At 62.3% G+C, this 18682-nt stretch carries 21 protein-coding genes and 1 pseudogene; 12 read left to right on the forward strand and 10 right to left on the reverse strand.

Annotated elements, in window-relative coordinates:
• Window positions 1-234: 234 nt before the first annotated feature.
• The 4 genes from J7E83_RS12500 to J7E83_RS12515 are packed head-to-tail and all read left to right on the forward strand — an operon-like array spanning window position 235 to window position 4091.
• Window positions 235-1152 (forward strand): ABC transporter substrate-binding protein, encoded by a 918-nt coding sequence (locus tag J7E83_RS12500; RefSeq protein WP_214962542.1) that lies wholly within the window; start codon window positions 235-237, stop codon window positions 1150-1152.
• Between the two features lie 6 nt (window positions 1153-1158).
• Window positions 1159-2121 carry an amino acid ABC transporter permease gene (locus J7E83_RS12505; RefSeq protein ID WP_214962544.1) on the forward strand — a complete coding sequence of 321 codons (963 nt, stop codon included), beginning with the start codon at window positions 1159-1161 and terminating at the stop codon, window positions 2119-2121.
• Window positions 2118-2882 carry an amino acid ABC transporter ATP-binding protein gene (locus J7E83_RS12510; RefSeq protein WP_311379662.1) on the forward strand — a complete coding sequence of 255 codons (765 nt, stop codon included), beginning with the start codon at window positions 2118-2120 and terminating at the stop codon, window positions 2880-2882. The genes J7E83_RS12505 and J7E83_RS12510 overlap by 4 nt, the downstream gene beginning before the upstream one ends.
• Before the next feature lie 30 nt (window positions 2883-2912).
• The gene (locus J7E83_RS12515; protein WP_214962546.1) at window positions 2913-4091 is read left to right on the forward strand and encodes an alpha-hydroxy acid oxidase; all 1179 of its coding nucleotides are present in this window, start codon (window positions 2913-2915) and stop codon (window positions 4089-4091) included.
• 150 nt (window positions 4092-4241) lie between these two features.
• Here the strand turns inward: J7E83_RS12515 and J7E83_RS12520 are convergent, their stop codons facing one another.
• Entirely contained in the window at window positions 4242-4550 is a 309-nt protein-coding gene (locus J7E83_RS12520; RefSeq protein ID WP_214962548.1) for an Ltp family lipoprotein, read from the reverse strand.
• A 340-nt stretch (window positions 4551-4890) separates the two neighbouring features.
• Here J7E83_RS12520 and J7E83_RS12525 point away from each other — a divergent pair, with 340 nt between their 5' ends.
• From J7E83_RS12525 to J7E83_RS12535, 3 genes and pseudogenes are all read left to right on the forward strand, one after another.
• Complete coding sequence (locus J7E83_RS12525; protein ID WP_251043825.1) at window positions 4891-5106, forward strand: hypothetical protein; 216 nt, start codon at window positions 4891-4893, stop codon at window positions 5104-5106.
• A 103-nt stretch (window positions 5107-5209) separates the two neighbouring features.
• Window positions 5210-6307, forward strand: coding sequence for a glycosyltransferase (locus J7E83_RS12530; RefSeq protein WP_214962550.1), 1098 nt, complete (start codon window positions 5210-5212; stop codon window positions 6305-6307).
• 20 nt (window positions 6308-6327) lie between these two features.
• Window positions 6328-6615 (forward strand): annotated as a pseudogene (locus J7E83_RS12535) (Clp protease N-terminal domain-containing protein); the annotation flags it as partial.
• A 122-nt stretch (window positions 6616-6737) separates the two neighbouring features.
• Here J7E83_RS12535 and J7E83_RS12540 read toward each other — a convergent pair.
• On the reverse strand, window positions 6738-6944 hold the full coding sequence (locus tag J7E83_RS12540; protein WP_214962552.1) for a DUF4177 domain-containing protein: 207 nt from the start codon (window positions 6942-6944) through the stop codon (window positions 6738-6740).
• 384 nt (window positions 6945-7328) lie between these two features.
• The gene (locus J7E83_RS12545) at window positions 7329-7973 is read right to left on the reverse strand and encodes a DNA alkylation repair protein (RefSeq protein WP_251043845.1); all 645 of its coding nucleotides are present in this window, start codon (window positions 7971-7973) and stop codon (window positions 7329-7331) included.
• 188 nt (window positions 7974-8161) lie between these two features.
• Between J7E83_RS12545 and J7E83_RS12550 the strand changes: the two genes are divergently transcribed.
• Entirely contained in the window at window positions 8162-9577 is a 1416-nt protein-coding gene (locus tag J7E83_RS12550; RefSeq protein WP_214962554.1) for a S9 family peptidase, read from the forward strand.
• A gap of 56 nt (window positions 9578-9633) precedes the next feature.
• Here the strand turns inward: J7E83_RS12550 and J7E83_RS12555 are convergent, their stop codons facing one another.
• The 3 genes from J7E83_RS12555 to J7E83_RS12565 form a co-directional block, all read right to left on the reverse strand.
• Entirely contained in the window at window positions 9634-10188 is a 555-nt protein-coding gene (locus J7E83_RS12555; RefSeq protein ID WP_214962556.1) for a pyridoxamine 5'-phosphate oxidase family protein, read from the reverse strand.
• Between the two features lie 141 nt (window positions 10189-10329).
• Window positions 10330-11139 (reverse strand): alpha/beta fold hydrolase, encoded by an 810-nt coding sequence (locus J7E83_RS12560; RefSeq protein ID WP_214962558.1) that lies wholly within the window; start codon window positions 11137-11139, stop codon window positions 10330-10332.
• 189 nt (window positions 11140-11328) lie between these two features.
• Complete coding sequence (locus J7E83_RS12565; protein WP_311379663.1) at window positions 11329-11742, reverse strand: helix-turn-helix domain-containing protein; 414 nt, start codon at window positions 11740-11742, stop codon at window positions 11329-11331.
• An 86-nt stretch (window positions 11743-11828) separates the two neighbouring features.
• Here J7E83_RS12565 and J7E83_RS12570 point away from each other — a divergent pair, with 86 nt between their 5' ends.
• The 3 genes from J7E83_RS12570 to J7E83_RS12580 all read left to right on the forward strand — a co-directional run bounded on the left by J7E83_RS12570 (window position 11829) and on the right by J7E83_RS12580 (window position 14620).
• The gene (locus tag J7E83_RS12570) at window positions 11829-12644 is read left to right on the forward strand and encodes an NAD(P)H-binding protein (protein ID WP_214962560.1); all 816 of its coding nucleotides are present in this window, start codon (window positions 11829-11831) and stop codon (window positions 12642-12644) included.
• Between the two features lie 157 nt (window positions 12645-12801).
• On the forward strand, window positions 12802-13401 hold the full coding sequence (locus J7E83_RS12575; RefSeq protein WP_214962562.1) for a class I SAM-dependent methyltransferase: 600 nt from the start codon (window positions 12802-12804) through the stop codon (window positions 13399-13401).
• A 232-nt stretch (window positions 13402-13633) separates the two neighbouring features.
• Window positions 13634-14620: a S66 peptidase family protein gene (locus J7E83_RS12580; RefSeq protein WP_214962564.1), complete on the forward strand. Its 987-nt coding sequence runs from the start codon at window positions 13634-13636 to the stop codon at window positions 14618-14620.
• 110 nt (window positions 14621-14730) lie between these two features.
• On the opposite strand, the gene J7E83_RS12585 is transcribed toward J7E83_RS12580, so the two are convergent.
• On the reverse strand, window positions 14731-15201 hold the full coding sequence (locus J7E83_RS12585) for a nuclear transport factor 2 family protein (protein WP_214962566.1): 471 nt from the start codon (window positions 15199-15201) through the stop codon (window positions 14731-14733).
• A 98-nt stretch (window positions 15202-15299) separates the two neighbouring features.
• On the opposite strand from J7E83_RS12585, the gene J7E83_RS12590 reads away from it, so the two are divergent.
• Window positions 15300-15878: a TetR/AcrR family transcriptional regulator gene (locus J7E83_RS12590; protein WP_214962568.1), complete on the forward strand. Its 579-nt coding sequence runs from the start codon at window positions 15300-15302 to the stop codon at window positions 15876-15878.
• A gap of 152 nt (window positions 15879-16030) precedes the next feature.
• On the opposite strand, the gene J7E83_RS12595 is transcribed toward J7E83_RS12590, so the two are convergent.
• From J7E83_RS12595 to J7E83_RS12605, 3 genes are all read right to left on the reverse strand, one after another.
• On the reverse strand, window positions 16031-16594 hold the full coding sequence (locus tag J7E83_RS12595) for a dihydrofolate reductase family protein (protein WP_214962996.1): 564 nt from the start codon (window positions 16592-16594) through the stop codon (window positions 16031-16033).
• A 141-nt stretch (window positions 16595-16735) separates the two neighbouring features.
• Window positions 16736-17776 (reverse strand): protein kinase domain-containing protein, encoded by a 1041-nt coding sequence (locus tag J7E83_RS12600; protein WP_214962570.1) that lies wholly within the window; start codon window positions 17774-17776, stop codon window positions 16736-16738.
• A gap of 335 nt (window positions 17777-18111) precedes the next feature.
• On the reverse strand, window positions 18112-18348 hold the full coding sequence (locus J7E83_RS12605) for an AAA family ATPase (RefSeq protein WP_214962572.1): 237 nt from the start codon (window positions 18346-18348) through the stop codon (window positions 18112-18114).
• Window positions 18349-18682 lie beyond the last annotated feature (334 nt).

Here is an 18682-nt window from a genome sequence, read left to right on the forward strand (position 1 = left end):
CTCGTACCAGCTGCCTGGAACATCCTCTTGTGCGGAATCGTGCATGATGTACGATGCATGATGTAGATCACTCTACTACATGATCTGGAACACACTGCGTGTTCCATTGGGCACGAATGAGGGCCCCGGGGGATGCAGGGCTCTCATTCGGCCGGTGTCAGGGCCGTGCTTGGTATTTCAGGGACTTCCCAACCAGTCCTCGTTTAGCTGTTTACTCTCAACAAAGGTGCTCAGATGGCGAATCACTTCAGAACGATCTTCATGTCCATTGCCGCGGTTTCACTCGCATCCATTGCCCTTTCAGGATGTTCAAACCCCGAAATGTCCAATGCTGCGGCGCCGGAATCCTCCAAGGCATCGGGGTCCTCGCAGAAGGTGGAGGTCAACGCGGCCGCAGCGGCTGCCCTCCCCCAGGCTGTCCGGGACAAGGGCACGCTCACGGTGACCATGAGCCAGAGTTCTCCGCCGCTGCACTTCATGGCGGACGACGGAACCACCACCATCGGCGTCGACCCGGAAATCGCCGTCGCCCTCGGGGAGTCTCTCGGCCTGAAGACCACCATCGCCAGCGGCCCGTTCGACGGCATCATTCCAGGCCTGGCCGCCGGCAAGTTCGATCTGGCTGTCTCTCAAATGTCGCCGTCGGCCGAGCGGTTGAAAGTCCTCGACTTTGTGGACTACTACCAGTCCGGCAGCGGCATCGGCGTCGCGCCCGGAAACCCCCAGGGCCTGACCCTGGATACCCTGTGCGGCAAGCGCGTCGGCGTGCTGAAGGGATCCTTCCAGGATCTCAAACGGCTTCCCGCCCTGTCCGCGGCGTGCACTGCGGCGGGCAAGGAAGCAATCCAGGCCATGACGTACCCGGACATGCAGGCGCCCAACCTCGCCCTCACGGCCGGCCGCATCGACGCCGTCTACATTGACGGCCCCACCCTGGGCTACGCCATCAAGCAGGGTGGCAAGATCGAGCTGCTCGGCGAGAAGGACGTCTCCCCCGTCAGCATCGGCTTCAAGAAGGGCGCCGGCCTGGAAACAGCGATCAAACTCGGCATGGAGTCCCTCGTCAAGAGCGGCAAGTACGGGGAAATCCTGGACAAGTGGGGCGTAGGCACCGGCGCCATCACGGACTTTGCCTTCAACAAGGCTCAGTAGGCCGGCATGACTGATACTGCGAGCGCCTTAGGCGCCGAATCGGTTTCCGACGACGGCATAGACCGCGCGCTGCTTCGCGGACGGCCGCGCCAGCACCACGGACTGTTGTGGCTCACCGCGGGAATCGTCCTGTTTGCCACGTTCCTGATCGGCTATTCGCTGGTGACCAACCCCCGGTTCGAGTGGGGTGTGGTCTTCGGCTGGTTCAGCTCCGAGCGCCTGTTCACCGGGCTCCTCCGCACCCTCTCCCTGACGGCGATATCCATGGTGGTCGGGATCGTCGTCGGGGTCCTTCTGGCACTGGGCAGGCTCGCCCCCAACTTCATCATTGCGGCGGTGGCGGCCTTCCTTGTCTGGATCTTCCGTGGAGTGCCGGTCTTTGTCCAGCTCCTCTTCTGGGGCTTCATCGCGGCCATCTACCCCCGGATCGCCGTCGGAATACCGTTTGGGCCGGAATTCTTTTCCGTGGACGCCAACGTCCTCATCACCCCGTTCCTCGCGGCGATCCTGGGCCTTGGCCTCAATGAGGGCGCCTACATGTCCGAAATTGTCCGCGCCGGGCTCCTGAGTGTGAACCGCGGACAGACGGAGGCGGCGAAGGCCCTTGGCATGCGGCGGTTCACCATCCTCTGGCGGATTGTTCTTCCGCAGGCGATGAAGATCATCATTCCTCCCACCGGGAACCAGACGATCTCCATGCTCAAGACCACCTCGCTGGTCAGTGTGCTCGCCTTCCCGGAGCTGCTGTACTCCGCGCAGCTTGTGTACAGCGCGAACTTCAAGACCATCCCGCTCCTGATCGCGGCGAGTCTCTGGTACCTGCTGGTCACCAGTGTCCTGAGCCTGGGGCAGTTCTACATTGAACGGCATTACAACAGGGGTTCAGGGAAGCCGCTCAAGGTACGCAGCTTCCCCCGCTTCTCCACGTCATTGCGCCCCCGGGCCGCGAAGCGGGAGGTTCAACCGTGAATGAAGTAGTGGTGGAGGCACGGGGCGTTGAGAAGAACTTCGGCGACCTCAACGTGCTCAAGGGAATCGACCTGACCATCCGCAAAGGCGACGTCACCTGCATCATCGGTCCTTCCGGATCCGGCAAATCAACATTCCTTCGCTGCATCAACCAACTGGAAACGCTCGACGGCGGCTACATCATCGTTGAGGGACAGCCGGTGGGCGTGAAGATCAGGAAGGGCCACGTCGAGGCGCTGTCCAATGCCGAGGCCGCGCGGTCCCGGGAGAACATCGGCATGGTCTTTCAGAGCTTCAATCTCTTTCCCCACATGACGGTGCTGGAGAATATCTGCGAGGCACCGATCCGGGTAAAGAAGGAAAACCGTGCAGTCGTCCGGGAACGCGCGTTTGCCCTCCTGGAACGGGTGGGCCTCTCCAGCAAGGCCGACGTCTATCCGGCAGCCCTGTCCGGTGGCCAGCAGCAGCGGGTAGCCATCGCCCGCGCTCTGGCTATGGAACCCCGGCTGATGCTCTTTGACGAGCCGACGTCGGCACTGGACCCGGAGCTGGTGGGTGAGGTGCTGGACGTCATGCGCGGACTGGCCGACGCCGGGATGACGATGATCGTGGTCACCCACGAAATCGGCTTCGCCCGTGAAGTCAGCGACCATCTGATCTTCATGGATGACGGCTGCGTCGTGGAGCAGGGCGACCCGCGGACCGTCCTCCGTTCACCCCAGCACGAGCGGACCAAGCAATTCTTGGCGAAAGTACTTTAGACCTTCATCTTCCACACTGGAGCAGAACCCATGAGAAAAAAATGGATTGTCAGCCTGGACGACTACCGCCTGGCATCACGCAAGCACCTTCCCAAGATGATCTCCGACTACCTTGAGGGTGGTGCCCTGGACGAAACCACCATGCGCGCCAACGAGGACCGGCTCAACGCCCTGATGCTGCGCCAGCGTTCCCTCGTGGACGTATCGGACGTGGACACCTCCACTACCGTGCTTGGACACTCCCTGGCGCTGCCGCTGATGGTGGCGCCGATGGGCATGCTGACCATCTTCCACCCCGGCTCGGATCCTGCCGTTGCCCGCGCCGCCGTCGGGGCGGGGTCCATCTTCATCCACAGTGCCTGGGCCGGCTGTTCGCTCGAAGAGGTGGCCAGGGTGGCGCCCAACAACCTCTGGGCACAGATCGCCTTCTGGAAAGACCCGGCGGAAACCGCCAGCTACGTGAAGCGCGCGCGGGCCGTCGGGGTGGAGACGCTGGTGGTTGCGGGCGACGTCGGCTCCTCGAGCAAGCGGGAACGCGACCTTCACCACGGGCTGTCCATGCCGCCCCGGCCTCCTGTGCTGGACTACTTCAACGCGGCAACGCGCCCCGGCTGGCTGTGGGGCTGGCTCACCGGCCGGAAGATGACGTACGGGAACTATGAGATTGACGGCCGCCCGCTCAGGATGAACGAAATGAACAGCTGGATGGCGTCCAACAAGAACCCTGGAGCCACCTGGGACCAGTTCGCCAAGCTTCGCTCCGAGTGGTCCGGAAACCTGGTGATCAAGGGAATCATGGACGCCGAGGACGCAGCCCGCGCCGTCGACGAGGGGGCCGACGGGATCTTCGTGTCCAACCACGGCGGCCGGCAGTTCGATTCCCAGCCCGCGACCATCGACGTCCTGCCCTCCATCGTGGAAGCCGTGGGCGGACGGGCGGAGGTCTACCTCGACGGCGGCATCCGGCGGGGCCACGACGTCGCCAAGGCGGTAGCCCTGGGCGCGCGGGCAGCACTTGCCGGACGCCCTTTCGCGTACGCCCTCGCCACCGGCGGCGAACCAGCAGTGGATCACGCTTTCGCCATCCTTCAGGAGGAGCTCAAGGGGGCCATGGGGTTTGTGGGGAAGACGTCAGTGGCAGCCCTGGATACCACGATCTTCGCGAACAACAACCACGCCTACGCACGCGAAGGCGTCCTCGTGGAATAACTGGTGCGAGGAGCTCAGGGGTGAGGCTGCCGCTGCAGCGGCCACAGGATCGATTGGAGGGTTTAGTTCGCAAAACCCTTGGGCGTTTCATCGCGACCCTTTGTGGAGACGCCCAGCAGGACGACACCCGAGGCTGGCCTTTGCGTCGATTTAGAGCCCCGTTTGGCTTACTCCAAACTCAGCCTGCGCAGGCGTGAATCCGTCGAAGATCAACTGGTTCTTCAAACCTTCATGCGCGAACGAGGTGATCTTCAGGTAGCTTGCTGCGTTCTTGACTGCCTGCTCGATCCAGTCCTCTTTTGCTCCCCCAGCATCTTGTGTAGCTAAGACCAAGTGCCTGCCTGGAAGTGCGCAGTGAAACGACGAGTCAAAGGCGGAGTTCCCCTGTCCCCGTCCTCGGGACAGGGAAAGCCCCGGTTCAGGGCAATTCCGATGAACAGTTTGATCTGTTCTTCCCATGAACACAGACGTAGTCTGAATTCACTGTCCGGAGCCACATGAGCTGAGGGGAACATCATGACCATTCCGCCGCAACGCGAGCCCGCGCCGTTCCCGCCAGATCCTGTTCCTGCTCCGGGATCCCCTGATCCGACCTCACCCCCGGACCCGGGCCCGGTTCCTGACCCTAATCCAGGTTCTCCTGACCCAACGTCCCCCGTGCCACCTGGCCCGGGGCCCATTCCGGAGCCAGGACCGCCAACCCAGGACCCCACGCACAGATCTTGAATCCGAAACGGGACCTTGCCTACCTCATGGCAGTATCCCGTTCCCGGCCGGGCCGTACAGGAAGGCATCATCAATGGAGATGAACATCCGGGATCACTGGGAGCAGATCAGTCCCGCCACCCAGCAATGGCTTATCGACAACCCCGGATGTCTGATCCTGCCGCGCACCGTCACGGAAACGATCCTCCAAGAGACCGGCCAAAGCGCTGACTGTGACCAACACGGCCAAGCCATACTCACCCCTGAGGACCTCGGCTTTATCCGCGGCAAAGGCTACATCGGGGCATGATCAACTCCCAAGGCCAGCAGGCTTTTCCTGAGCTCCGTCCGCTCCCTGACCTGGGCAGCGGCACGGCAAGAAACCCCGCGTGCTGGTGGACAGGAGAGCTGGGATGCGAATAGGCCTGATCGCTCCGCCCTGGATACCCGTGCCTCCGCCGGCCTACGGCGGCATTGAGGCGATAGTTGATGTGCTGGCTCGGGGTCTGACCGCCGCGGGACACGAGGTCCTGCTGGCCGCCGCGGCAGGCAGCACCTGCCCAGTCCCACAGGTCCCCGGGGCACCCGCCGGGGACCTGACAAGAGTTGGGGCGGGCTCTGACGAACTCCGACATGTTGTGTCGGCCTACGAAGCGATGGACGGCGTCGACCTGGTCCACGATCACACCCTCGCCGGACCGCTGTACCGGCACCGGCCGAACCAGACAGCCATCATCGCCACAGCGCACGGGCCTCTCATCGGAGGTCTGGGCGGAATTTACCAGGCGATTACCCTCGAAGCGTCTCTCATCGCCATCTCACATCACCAAGCCAACGCCGCACCCGAAATCAAGATCAGCCGCATCATCCACCACAGCATCGACGCCGCCGAGGTTCCCCTCGGGCGTGGCGAGGGCGGCTACGCCTGCTTCTTGGGCCGGATGAACCCGGACAAGGGCCTCCTCCAAGCCATCGGAACCGCACGAGTGGCCGGGATGCCGCTGCGGATTGCGGCGAAGATGAACAGCCGAGACGAGCACGAGTATTTCTGCGCCGTTATCGCCCCGTTGCTCGGGCCCGACGTGGAGTATCTGGGCGAGCTGAACACCAGAGACAAATACGCGCTCCTCGGCGACGCCGTTGCGCTGCTGAATCCTATTCAATGGCCTGAACCCTTCGGCATGGTCATGATCGAGTCCCTCGCTGCGGGAACCCCCGTCATCGCCACCCGCCGGGGCTCCGCCCCGGAAATCATCGACGACGGTACAACAGGCTTCCTGCGCGCCGGAATCCGTGAACTGGCCGACGCCCTGGGCGAAGCCAAAACACTGGACCGGCGGAACTGCCGGAACGCGGCCGAAACACGCTTCAGCACCACGCGAATGACCTTCGAACACCTTCAGCTCTACGAGGATGCCCTCACCAGGGGCCCCATTCGGACACGGCCCACACCAGACCACCACTGGACGCCTACCGCTCCGCTGCGTCCCACACCAAGCTCCGTCACATGAAGCACAAGGAGTGGGCGAAAATGTTTGAGCGATTTACGGACCGTGCCCGTCGTGCAGTTGTGCTTGCCCAAGAAGAGGCGCGACTGCTCAACCACAATTACATCGGAACGAGCACATCCTCCTAGGGCTGATTCATGAGGGTGAGGGCATTACCGCGAAAGCTCTGGAGTCCCTAGGCATCTCACTCGACGGCGTCCGCGAGCAGGTGCCGGGAGATCATCGGCCACGGCCAGCAAGCCTATCCCGGCCACATCCCCTTCACGTCCCGCGCCAAGAAGATCCTTGAGCTCGCACTCGGTGAAGCCTTGTCCCATGCAGGCGGCCCGGGTAAGGTGCGGCGGATCGTCTTCCGGGCGCCTAGGACAGCGAACCTGTCCCGCCGGAGTGCGGCGGGCCATCCAGACGCCACAGCTCGTTTCGCGATGTGCGATTACCCGAGGCTCTCGAACACCATCGTTGCCTGGAGGCGGTCGCCGCCACCGATTCCCTTGCTCCCGCTGTTCGCGGTTGTTATGGTGTGGAGTCGGTAGCCCTTCGCGGCCTGATCGTTGATGGCCTTCTCCAGGGATGTCAGGTTGCCCGAACCGGTTCCCAACAGTTTCTCTTTGAGGATCACCTGCACGACGACATACTGCATGACACGACTTCCTTCCGTTGCTGGTCAATTGGGAGCAATGCTACTCCGTGCGGCGGAGCGCTCCTCGGGGGTGTGAGCGAGCGCGCCTTGAGGATATCGACGGTGCCTGCTGTCAGGTCTCGCCAGCGACACTGAACTACACGGCGTCACAATCCGCGCCGACAGATCGGCGCGGGTACACCCGAGGAGACTGGCGCACCCACCGCAGGCGCCGCCGTCGTACTCCCTGCGACCGTCAGGGATGCATTGTGTCCCAGCGCAGGCCACGGCGCGCCCACGTACTCGCGCGAGCATCCCGCCCCCACCGCGTCAGGCCAGCCTAGGCCCGCCGTGAGCCTCTGAATCCCTGGCCTGCTCCAAAGCGCCGAGCACGGGGTCGGGCAGTTACATAGCGTCCTTGCGGCGCACCATCTCGCCGATCCAGATGGGTGCGAACGGGGACGTGCAGCCAGGGGGCGTCGGGTAGTCCCGGAGGACCTGCAGCCGCTCACCGATGTCCAGGGCCCGCACTCGGTACCCGGGGTGCTCGATCCCGATCTGGGCCAGGCAGGTGTTCATCGCCCACTGCAGGCGGTCTGGAGCGCCCTTCATCTCCGCCTCGATAACGTCGAGCAGGCCTGCGAGGTCCAGGCCTTCGGGCTTCTTCACCACACGTTCGCTGGTCAGCGCCCAGCCCGCACTCGCCACCACTGGATCCGGATCCGCGGACCAGGCCAGGCGCAGATCCTCGGCGTGCGGGCTCTTCTTCACCACGTAGTTCACCAGCCAGTCCTGCACCTTGGGGGCCCGCGCCTGCCGCACCATGGCGTCCAACTCGTCGTCCCCGAACGCCTTCGGGCGGCAGACCAGGATCGCCAGCAGCCTTGCAGCGGTGTCCCCCGACGCCCAGAGCTCACGCGCGAGTTCGTGCTGCGTCTTCAGCCGCTTCGCCAGCGCCCGCAGCTTGCCGAGGTTCACGCCGTGGTCGTCCCCGTGCCGCTCGTTCACCTCGCGGGCCTTGCTGTCCTCGAGCCCGGCGAGCTCGGCCATCACGTCGCCCAGCGTCCCTGCCGCCGTCGTCTGTGCCACCTCAGCCTCCCCGTCCGTTACGTACAGGATCCAGCCTACGACGCCGACGGCGGTCCTGCCGCAGGCGCCTTGGAGAACCATTGACATACTCAATCGTTAAGATAAACATTAGTTGTTCAGTTCAACCATTCCTGGAGTGAGGTTTCCGAATGACCCGCACACTGCGCCGACGCTGCCGCACAATTGTTTCGACATCAGCCCTTACCGCCATGCTTGCCGCGGCCACGGTGTCCCCTGGGGCCGTGGCCGCCCCACCTGCTGCCGGCTCTTCAATAGATGACACAGCGACAACCGCGGCCCTTGCGACCGCTACCGGAACACTTCCGGACGGAGCAACCTGGCGCGCCGATGTGCCCGCGGATTGGAACGGGAAGCTGGTGCTTTTTGCGCACGGCTTCCGCCCCGGACCGGCAAATCCGGCCTGGGACACCGGATTCGCCCCCACCGCCAGCGAGCTGACCCGCCGCGGCTACGCGGTCGCATCATCGTCGTACGGCACCACAGGCTGGGCCTTTGAGACGGCAGCGCGGGACCAGCTCGACACCCTGACGGCTTTCGAGGAACGCTTCGGCGATACAGGGCGGGTCATCGCCGTGGGCCGGTCCATGGGAGGTCTGGTGACCAGCATGATGGCCGAAATCCCGGGATCCGGCATCGACGGCGCCGTCAGCACGTGCGGCCTGGTCGGGGGCGGTGTCTCGCTGAACAACTACCAGCTCGACGCCGCATATGCTGCGGCCGAGCTGCTCCTCCCCGGGCAGGACATCCGGCTCACCGGTTTCACCGCCCCGGAGCAATCCACCCAAACCATTGCGAGCCTGAAGTCGGCCCTGCAGCAGGCCACCGAATCGGGTGAGGGCCGGGCCAGGCTCGCGCTCGTGGCGGCCCTGCTGAACACCCCCACCGAACTGGATGGTGTCGACATGAAAAGCCCGGAGGCCATCGCAGCTGCCCAGGCGAAGCTGGTCCTGGCAACCCTCCCAACCGTCATCGAGCGCCGCTACAGCATTGTCAACGCGGCAGGAGGCGACAGCGGCTGGACTGCCGGCGTCGACTACTCGAAGATCCTGCGGGCCTCCAGCCAGCGCCAGCAAGTGGAGCACATGTACGACGTGGCTGGCCTGGACCTGACCGCAGACCTGTCCACATTGACCGCCAAGGCCGATATTGCACCCAGCCAAGAGGGCCTCGATTGGATGCTCCGCACATCCACCCCCACGGGGGAACTGCAGGTCCCGCTGCTGACTACGCACACCACTGTGGATCTGCTGGCGCCCGTGGAATTCCAGGAAGAATACGCCGAAACGATCCGCCAGGCCGGCAAAAACTCCCTGCTCCGCCAGGCTTTCGTTGACCGGGCAGGACATTGCAACTTCACCGTGGCCGAGAACATCGCAGCCATCGAAGCCATGGACCAACGGCTCGATACCGGGAACTGGGGGTCCGTGGCCACGACCTCCAACCTGCAGCGGACCGCGACGTCACTGGGACTGGACGGCGCCAACTTCGTTGAGTTCCGTCCGGACGAATTCATCAATGACCGCGACTGGACCCCCAATTCCTAGACGAACATGTCTATTTCGAGACCCGGACAGATCGCGGGAGAATCGCCTCCCGGTTGTCAACTTTGCACCTGGGGGAACCCAGGCAGACCGTCTATGCTCCGCGCGTTCCTCTCGGCGCGGTACTCGGCCATGCCGTCTGCGCCCTTGTTCTCGGCCCGCAAGCGAAGAAGGTCACGCTCGCCGGTCACTTCCATGATGGGGACGCCCCAGCCACACGAGTCGCTGATGCGGGTGACATCTACCGTGATGACCGCTCGGGTGCTTGGGTGCTCAGGGTGAAGTGCGAGTACTTCTTCGAATGTTGCCTCACCCGGGAGGAACACCGAGCCTCGGCCGTGTAGCCGAACGATGCGGGGCCGGCTGCCGAACGAATTGAACATGATGCACACGCGGCCGTTTTCTCGGATGTGTGCGATTGTCTCGACGCCGCTGCCGGTGTAGTCAATCCAGCCGACTCGGTTGGTGCCCAAGACAGAGAATGAGTCGTGGCCGCGGGGGGACAGATTCACATGTCCCTCTGCTCCAAGGGGCGCCGTTGCGACGAACCACATGGGCTGTTCCTCGATCCACGCTTTGAGGTTCTCGTCAATGGAATCGAAGATTTTAGCCACGTTCAAAGCATAGTCCGTAGAATTGGGCCCTCTCGATTCCGTCCGACAGGGATCCCTTACGGACGCTCCTTGGAGCACACGACGTACATCAGCGCGACATGATGGCCCTTCAGGCCATGGGTTCGCTCGAGATAACTAAGGCTACCCAGTCGCAAGACCCTCGTTGATCGCCCGTGCCAGGCCTTGAGGAGAGGTCACGTGCGCCAGGTGGTCCTGATCAGCCAAGATCGTGACATCTTCCAGGTTCAAGGCTTGTAGGAACATGTCGACGCTTGGCCCATAAGGTGGGCGGTTCCTGCTCAGCTCACCTGCAATCAACGTTGTAGGCGTAGCCCATGATCCCGGAGCCGTGAAGACAAAATGGTTGATTGCCAATAGCTCTGCACTGGCCGGCGCTGCCAGCTCCATGAGCTTGGGCCAAGCAGGACCGGATCGAAGTGTTTCAACGTGCGCCCGGTCGTAGCCGGAAAGATCGACATTGATAATCTCGACCGCAGCGTCAAGGTCGCCGCCACTGACGGCCGCCGTCACGAGCGGCAGCGCCTCGACACCGAACGGGTATGCGACCGGCTCGTACAGTACTAGCGAACGAACATTGGCACCTTGCCGGATAGCCTCAACCGCGATGAGGCCCCCGTAGCTGTGTCCGACTAAATCAACGGGACCCTCAATGGTCGCTAGCCAGCTCAAGAGGTCCTGAACTTCAGTCTCGACCCCGTACGTTTCATTCAGAGAAACGCTCGGGACGCGCCCTCGTCGGTTAACCAGAAAGACCGGGCGCTCTGGCGCGATATCTTTGGCAACCTGCTTCCAAGCGAATGCATCCGCCATCACCCCGTGTACGACCACGATCGGGACTCCTTGTCCCGAACGGGCAAGTGCGGTGAGTGCTGCATCGTCGAGTCCGAGCGTCACCACAGTAAACGGGACGACGGTGCCGGGATCATTCATTTTTCCCCCTAATGGTGTCCATCCATCCATCCTCGCTGAACAGCAGCTCAACAGTCACTCTCAGGAAATACGTGGTGGATCGGGGTTACCTAACGCATCTCTGTGTCGTCAGTCCACCAACACTGGATAGCTATTCCAGCAAAGCTTGCGACGGGCCTCATGCTACGACCGGCATCGTCGCTGTGACTGCTACCGGATGACTTGGTCCGGGTTCGCCCTGTCGTACGATTCGCGTGATTGGCTAATCTCGTCCTTGTGTTCCAAAGACCAGTCGGCCAGTTGCTTGACCAGATGGGTCAGGCTTCGTCCACGTTCCGACAACTCATAGGTAACTTGAGGGGGCACGGTAGGATAGACGGTCCTGGTGACCAGGCCGTCCCGTTCCAGCCGCCTCACTGTCAGGGTGAGCATGCGCTGTGAAATCCCCTCGATTGAACGCTGCAGCTCACGAAACCTTCGGACACCGGAAGACAGCTCAACGATGATCAGCACGGACCACTTGTCCCCGATCCGGTCCAGGACGTCCCGGATTCCGCAATCAACGTGCCCTTGTGTCCCGCATGGTTCAAGCAAGGGGGTTACTTCGATGTGCCCCTGTGACACCAAAGTGCCTCCTTGTGCAGTCGTGGATGGTTACGGAGGATGAGTCTAGTTACTCAAGAGAACCACCGAAAGAAGAAAACTCTCCCATGATCCTCGTGACCGGAATCTCCGGCAATCTCGGCCAAGCAATCTTCCAATACCTCAAGACCCACGGAGCGGACGTCACCGGAGGAACCCGCAATCACGATGGGAGCGCACAGACACAGACGCGAACCCTGGACTTCGACGACCCACAGACGCTTGCCCTCGATGACGTGTCCACACTGGTCTTCGTGTCTGCCGGCACCGCCGAAGATGACGTCGTGATCGGCCGCCACCAGAACCTCATCACAGCCGCCGAAAAAGCAGGTGTGGGCCACATCATCTACACCAGCTTGGCTGACCATGGGGATCACCTGGGCTTCGCCCTCGCCCACCGCTGGACAGAACGGCGGATCCAGGAAGGATCGATCCCCTGGACTATCCTGCGCAACGGCCTCTACGCGGAACTTATTGGTCAGCTCCTTACCCCTGTCGACGGAGTAATCACTGCGCCCTTCGGGAATCGCGGCGTTGCAGCAATTCCACGGCAGGACCTGGCCGAAGCAGCGGCGAACATAGCCCTAGCCCCGAAGAAGCACGCAGGCCAAGTTTATAATCTGCCCGGCACAAGGGCCATCACAGCCAAGCAAGTAGCGGACAGACTAGGTACTGATTACCGGCCCCAAACAATGGCAGGCCTCCGGAGCTCACTTGACGCTGCAGGGCTGTTGCCGTTCCAACCGGACATGCTGATGTCCATTCACTCCGCTGCATCCTATGGATTCCTCGAAGACACCACGGACACCATCACCTCGCTCCTGAATCGTGCACCCCTGGATCCCCTCATTATCGCCGCCAACTCAGCGCGCCAGGTTGGATAACAGCACCCTCTCCATCACTTGCTCAACATCGATTACCGGCAGTGCGTCGACCGGTTGAGACTACCGATCGGCTATTGGGACATCAGGAGTGGTGCGAAGTGAATGTGGGAGTGCGTTCAGATGGCAACCCGGCAATCTTCCTCCTACTCTCGTAAGCATGACTGATGAACATGTCCGAGCCGCGTACGGGGCACGCGCCGCGGAGTACACGAGCCTTCTTGGTTCCGTCGAGGACATGCACGAGCTGGACCGGCAACGCATCGAACTATGGGCAAAACGCATTGACGGCCAAGTGATCGACGTCGGGTGCGGTCCCGGCCACTGGACCGATTTTCTGCACAAGAGCGACGTGAAAGTGCAGGGCATCGACCTCGTACCCGAGTTCATCGACAGCGCGCGAGCACGCTTCCTTGGCGTGTCATTCCGAGTCGCCTCGCTCCGGGACCTCCGCGTTCCGGACGGATCACTGCAGGGGGTACTCGCGTGGTACTCCTTGATCCACGTTCACCCCGACGAGTTCCCTGCCATGCTCGGGGAGATCGCTCGCGCTCTCGCGCCGGGAGGACGCCTGCTCATAGGCTTCTTCGAAGGTGTTGAACCCGAGCCTTTTCCACATGCGATCACGACGGCGTACTACTGGCCGGTCGAACAGATGCGGCACATGCTCAGGGAATCAGGGTTCGATGTGCTCGACGTAGAGACGCGCCAGGATTCGGGTAAGCGACCCCACGCAGCCATCGCCGCCATTGTCCGGTAACGGATCGGCGGTCAGGCGGTCATTGCAACAGGAGCTCAGGTCCGTGCCCTCGGGGAAATATTGGCGCAGCAGCGCGAAAGCAGCCACTCTGGCTAACGGAAAGCGGACTTTGACCCGCCCGATCTGCTTACGGGCGCTGCTCAACTAGCGGGGTGGTGGTTGCGGCATCCGTGGTCCGTCCGCAGTGTCCGACGATTGGCCTCGGAGGGCATCGCACGTTAGCGTCCCTGACATGAATGTCACATATCCTCGGAAACTCATGCCCGGCGATTTGGTCCGAGTTATCGCGCCGGCCCGGAGCCGGGCGATGGTAGCCGAACATGACCACAGCGCCCTGATCGAGCAACGGTTCGCTCAGATGGGACTGCGTATCTCGTACGGGTCCCACGTGGACGAACGTGACAGCCTTGACTCATCCTCCATCAAGTCCAGGGTCTATGACGTTCACGCTGCTTTCGCGGACCCCCAGGTGGCAGGCATCCTCACGGTCATTGGTGGGTTCAACAGCAATGAACTCCTTCCCTATCTGGACTGGGATTTGATTGCGGCGAATCCAAAGATCCTGTGCGGATACTCGGATATCACGGCCTTGCAGAACGCCATCCTCGCCCACACCGGACTGGTGACATACTCCGGACCACACTGGTCCAGCTTTGGAATGAGAGACCATTTCGAGCAAACTCGACAATGGTTCACTGAGACCCTCCTGAACAACCGGGGCCTGGACTTGAAACCTTCAGAATTGTGGACCGACGACGACTGGTTCCTTGACCAGGACAACCGGAACCCTCTCGCCGGAGACGGCTGGTGGTCGCTCCAGCCGGGCACGGCTTCCGGCCGCGTCGTCGGCGGCAATCTATGCACGCTTAATCTGCTCCAAGGGACGCCTCACATGCCGGCCCTCGATGGTGCGCTGCTCTTCCTTGAGGATGACTACGAGAGTCATCCGGCAACGTTCGCCCGTGACCTGACCTCCCTTTTGCAGGTGCCGGATGCCAGAGGTATCACGGGACTGGTCATTGGCCGCTTCCAGCGGGCAAGCCAGATGACCCGGGACCTTCTGGATCAAATAGTAAGGACCCAGCCGGTCCTCAGCGGGCTTCCCGTCCTTGCCAATGCAGACTTTGGACACACACAGCCGCAGATCACGCTGCCCATTGGCGGCCGGGCCGAGCTGACAGTCGGACCGACCAACAGAATCCGCATTGCGGCGGACTAGCCAACAGCAGGGGCAAGCGAGAGATCGTCCGCTAAAGGATCCTCTGCGGACGCCGTTCACGATGCAGTTCCCCTGTCTGTGGCGGCCGCCGTGTCGCTACGCCAATCGGTTTACAGCCCGAGGTCAGAGAGGCCCGGATGCTCGTCAGGTCGGCGGCCCAGCGGCCAGTGATACTTGCGCTCCTCCTCGGTGATGCGCAGGTCGTTGATGCTCGCGTGGCGTGCGCGCATGAGGCCGTTGTCGTCGAACTCCCAGTTTTCATTGCCGTAGGCGCGGTACCACTGGCCCGAGTCGTCGCGGTACTCGTAGGCGAACCGCACCGCGATGCGGTTCCCGTCGAACGCCCACAACTCCTTGATGAGGCGGTAGTCCAGTTCTCTGTTCCACTTGCGGGTCAGGAGCTTCGCGATCTCATCGCGGCCAGTGACGAATTCCGCGCGGTTGCGCCAGCGCGAGTCCGGCGTGTAGGCGAGGGCGACCTTCTCGGAATTGCGCGTGTTCCAGCCATCTTCGGCCTGGCGGACCTTGGTGATCGCCGTTTCCCGGGTGAATGGCGGGAACGGGGGACGCTGCTCGGCCATGATGTACTCCTGTTTCTGGACGGCGAGAAACGACCGTTCTCATGACGTGTTCCTGATACTATGAGAACGCTCGTTCTCACGCAAGGGGGCAGGAAACTATGGATACCAATCCGGCGCGCGAACGCATCCTGGACGCCGCCGAACACCTCTTCTATGCCCGCGGCATCCAAGCCGTCGGCATGGACGTGATCCGCAACGCCTCGGGCGTTACGCTGCGGCGCCTCTATCAGCTGTTCCCCTCCAAGGGCGATCTCGTCAAGGCGTATCTGGCCCGTAGGGATGCGCGTTGGCTCCAAAGCCTTGCCAGACATGTCGACATGGCCACGGAGAACCCGCGGGGGCGGCTGCTCGCAGTTTTCGACTGGCTGGAGGACTGGTTCACCCAGCCCGACTTTCACGGGTGCGCCTTCATCAATTCCTTCGGCGAGCTGGGCGGCACATCACCGGAGGTCGCTGCCGCGGCCCGACACCACAAGGACACGTTCCACGCTTACCTGCAGGAACTGGCAACAGCCGCGGGAGCATCAGCGGCTACCGGTACCCAGATCGCACTGCTGGCCGAGGGGGCCATGAGCACCGCCGCCATCTCAGGCACACCTGCATCGGCCAGCCATGCCAAGCTGGCGGCGCAGCTTCTGCTGACACCCGGCAATCGCAATGACGCCTTCCCCTCCTAATCCGCCTTCGTAGAACAGGAGGGCGGCCGGTGCAGGACGGCCAGCGGGGCCAGCGACATACTTCCTGTACAGGCCGACGTCGTCGGGCCATTACCGCCACACACCAGCCAAACGGCGAAGTGTCATGGGGATCCCTATCCGGACGGATCGTCTCAGCGCCTGGTCTCGTACCTGGTGAGGACCACACCGTCGGGAAACGTCCGGGTCTCCACCAGGCTGAGGTTCACCCAGTTGTCCAGGGCTGTGAAGAACGGCGTGCCGCCGCCCACTAGGACCGGATGGGTGACGATCGCGTACTCGTCGATCAGCCCGGCCCGCATGGCCGCCGCGGCGAGTGTGGCACCGCCGATGTCCATGGGGCCGCCGTCGTCGGCCTTGAGCCGGGTGATCTCGGTGACCGCGTCGCCGGTGACCAGGCGGGTATTCCCGTCGACCGTGCTGGTCTTCGAGGAGAACACCACCTTCGGCATGTCCCGCCAGCGGCGGGCGAACTCGATCTGCGCCGGTGTGGCGCCAGGCTGCTGGTCGGCGGTCGGCCAGTGGGAGCTCATCGTCTCCCACAGTTTGCGCCCGTACAGCGCCAGGCCCGTCGCCCCCACCCGGTCCGACCACCATTGGAACAGCTCGTCGCTCGGTACGCTCCAGCCGAGGTCGTCGCCGGGCGCGGCGATGTAGCCGTCCAGGCTCAGGTTCATGCCGAAGGCCAGTTTGCGCATGGGCTCAGTCTCCCGTGAGTTTGTATTCGTTGTACAGACCAGCACGGGGCCGAAAAATCATCGGTCAGGCCATGTTCTCAGTGTCGTGATGCCGGAGGCCGAATCATCGTTGCCGATGGGTCATTTCGCAGTCCTGTCCAGCTATCGCTGCATGTTCCTATCGTGAGTGCTGTTGTACCGCGTAGCGGACGCATCCTGCATGAGGACGCCGAACATCTCGGTTACATAGACAGCGACATTCGCGTGTTGAGCAATCAGGTCAGCACCCCCGCCCAGTGCCACACGAACTGGATCCAGCGCTGGCGTAGCAGGGTCGGCGGCGGCAGCACGCAGCAGTGCCAGGCGCTGCGGGCCGGTGGTATAGCCGAGTTCGAACAGCACCCAGTGGAACAGATGCATAAGGGCAGTGTCACGGTCGTACCCTTCATGCGCGGGCATGGAGGCTTTTTCCTCCGGAGTGAGGTCGAACTCGCGGTAAAGCGCTAGGCCGAAGTCCGTGAAGAGCAGCCTGCCCTCCTGTACGAGGATGTTTCCCGGATGCACATCGAAGTGCTGGAAGCCCTGTGTCTTCATCCATGCTGTGGCTTCGATGATCTGGTCGATTACGTCAGCAAAGTCGTTCGCCGCAGTGCCGGAGGTTAAGCTCCTGCGCACCCAAGCGCCCAGCGTCTCGGGCACGTACTCAAGAAAAAGCACCACACTCTTAGACGCGTCCTTCATCGCGGTGACTTTCCTCTTAACCTGAGGCCAATGTGTCCCCCACTGGCGTTGAGGAACACAGCCGTCAAATTCACTGAGGTCCGTATCGCACTTCAGATCAACGACTCGCCACCCGAGCAAAAGCGGGAAGAAATCCACCGCTCCTGCCTGAACCCACTCGGAGGTCGCCTGATGTGCTGCCAATTCTCGTCCGACTCCATGGGTAGGGCTTCCTATCCCGTAGTGGCAGACAAAAGGAAGCTGAACTCGACTAGCAGTGGCGGTTGGATCCGCCTCTTCGATGCTTGTCAGTGGGAGCTGTTTCACAAAGACGGTCGTTTCACCGATACGGGCTGTCTTGGTTGTTCCCCCGATACCTACGCCGACCGGTTCAGCAGCATCGATGAGCCTCCGCACGTCAGCGTCGTCGAGCCCAGCGAGCATATCGGAGATACTTCGGGCTTGATCTATACGTACCGTCATCACTACACCCTAGAGCTGGGCCTTGCGGCCCGTTGAGTCCTCACCGGGTGCCCCGGTGAGGGTTCGGCATGCGGGCATATAGATCAGTCGACTGGTGAGTGCGAGCGAGGGGCGCCTATGACCTTGAGTGGTCCTTCATCCTCTGTTGGGACTTCGAACTGATCAAAGTATTGAGCGGCCAATTCTTCGCTTAGGCAGAAGTCGTCGGCGTGGTCTGCCCTTCGGGCACGAATACGTTCGAGGGCGACAGATCGGGGCGTTGCCAGGTAGATGGTTTCTGGCTCAACACCTAGAGGCCTTAACAGGTTGCGATAGTCCTCACGCATCCTTCGGGATCAGAAGGAAAAGTCGAGGACGATATCTGCGCCAGTCTTGATGAGGGCGGTTATACGGTCCTGAAGTGATGCCTCGATCACGCGTTGAGTCTCCGCATCCAGGGGCATTGTGCGTAGCCCCATATCCCATGCGACCTCGTCGAAAGAGAGGCGGACCATGCCTTCACGCTCCAACCGGCGAGCGACAGTGGACTTGCCAACACCGGCTGGCCCACACATAAATACGGCTCGACTCATATCTACGATCGTAAGAGCAGGTTTGGCGAGCACCTACCCGGCGCCCGGTGAAGTATCCTTCGACGGGCGTTCCATCAGCGGATGGATCATTGGTTCAGGGCGGACAGCACCCTTGCGCGAAGCAGCCGGTACTCGCTGGCGTACGCTCGGGGCCCTCCTGGGGGTCGAACGACGACTCGGGGCTCCCCGATGATGCGGTGACTTCTGAATTGCTCTCGGGTGAGGTCGATCTCAAGGCCAGAGGGGAACCGGTTCCAGTAATGGACTTCGTCCGACTCATTGCCACCGCTCACGTCTGCGATGAGGAGATCACCGCCGAGCAGGTCTTGAACGA

It is taken from the genome of Arthrobacter sp. ISL-48, from assembly GCF_018613805.1.
Taxonomy (GTDB): Bacteria; Actinomycetota; Actinomycetes; order Actinomycetales; family Micrococcaceae; genus Arthrobacter.

Bases quoted from the DNA above. Each gene is read 5' to 3' on its own strand.
- J7E83_RS12570 (WP_214962560.1), top strand. From the start codon at position 11,829: ATGATCCTCGTGACCGGAATCTCCGGCAATCTCGGCCAAGCAATCTTC.
- J7E83_RS12595 (WP_214962996.1), bottom strand. From the start codon at position 16,594: ATGCGCAAACTGGCCTTCGGCATGAACCTGAGCCTGGACGGCTACATC.
- J7E83_RS12585 (WP_214962566.1), bottom strand. From the start codon at position 15,201: ATGGCCGAGCAGCGTCCCCCGTTCCCGCCATTCACCCGGGAAACGGCG.
- J7E83_RS12520 (WP_214962548.1), bottom strand. From the start codon at position 4,550: ATGGGAAGAACAGATCAAACTGTTCATCGGAATTGCCCTGAACCGGGG.
- J7E83_RS12500 (WP_214962542.1), top strand. From the start codon at position 235: ATGGCGAATCACTTCAGAACGATCTTCATGTCCATTGCCGCGGTTTCA.
- J7E83_RS12550 (WP_214962554.1), top strand. From the start codon at position 8,162: ATGACCCGCACACTGCGCCGACGCTGCCGCACAATTGTTTCGACATCA.
- J7E83_RS12525 (WP_251043825.1), top strand. From the start codon at position 4,891: ATGGAGATGAACATCCGGGATCACTGGGAGCAGATCAGTCCCGCCACC.
- J7E83_RS12605 (WP_214962572.1), bottom strand. From the start codon at position 18,348: ATGAGTCGAGCCGTATTTATGTGTGGGCCAGCCGGTGTTGGCAAGTCC.
- J7E83_RS12560 (WP_214962558.1), bottom strand. From the start codon at position 11,139: ATGAATGATCCCGGCACCGTCGTCCCGTTTACTGTGGTGACGCTCGGA.
- J7E83_RS12600 (WP_214962570.1), bottom strand. From the start codon at position 17,776: ATGACGGTACGTATAGATCAAGCCCGAAGTATCTCCGATATGCTCGCT.
- J7E83_RS12575 (WP_214962562.1), top strand. From the start codon at position 12,802: ATGACTGATGAACATGTCCGAGCCGCGTACGGGGCACGCGCCGCGGAG.
- J7E83_RS12505 (WP_214962544.1), top strand. From the start codon at position 1,159: ATGACTGATACTGCGAGCGCCTTAGGCGCCGAATCGGTTTCCGACGAC.
- J7E83_RS12515 (WP_214962546.1), top strand. From the start codon at position 2,913: ATGAGAAAAAAATGGATTGTCAGCCTGGACGACTACCGCCTGGCATCA.
- J7E83_RS12530 (WP_214962550.1), top strand. From the start codon at position 5,210: ATGCGAATAGGCCTGATCGCTCCGCCCTGGATACCCGTGCCTCCGCCG.
- J7E83_RS12590 (WP_214962568.1), top strand. From the start codon at position 15,300: ATGGATACCAATCCGGCGCGCGAACGCATCCTGGACGCCGCCGAACAC.
- J7E83_RS12540 (WP_214962552.1), bottom strand. From the start codon at position 6,944: ATGCAGTATGTCGTCGTGCAGGTGATCCTCAAAGAGAAACTGTTGGGA.
- J7E83_RS12580 (WP_214962564.1), top strand. From the start codon at position 13,634: ATGAATGTCACATATCCTCGGAAACTCATGCCCGGCGATTTGGTCCGA.
- J7E83_RS12545 (WP_251043845.1), bottom strand. From the start codon at position 7,973: ATGGCCGAGCTCGCCGGGCTCGAGGACAGCAAGGCCCGCGAGGTGAAC.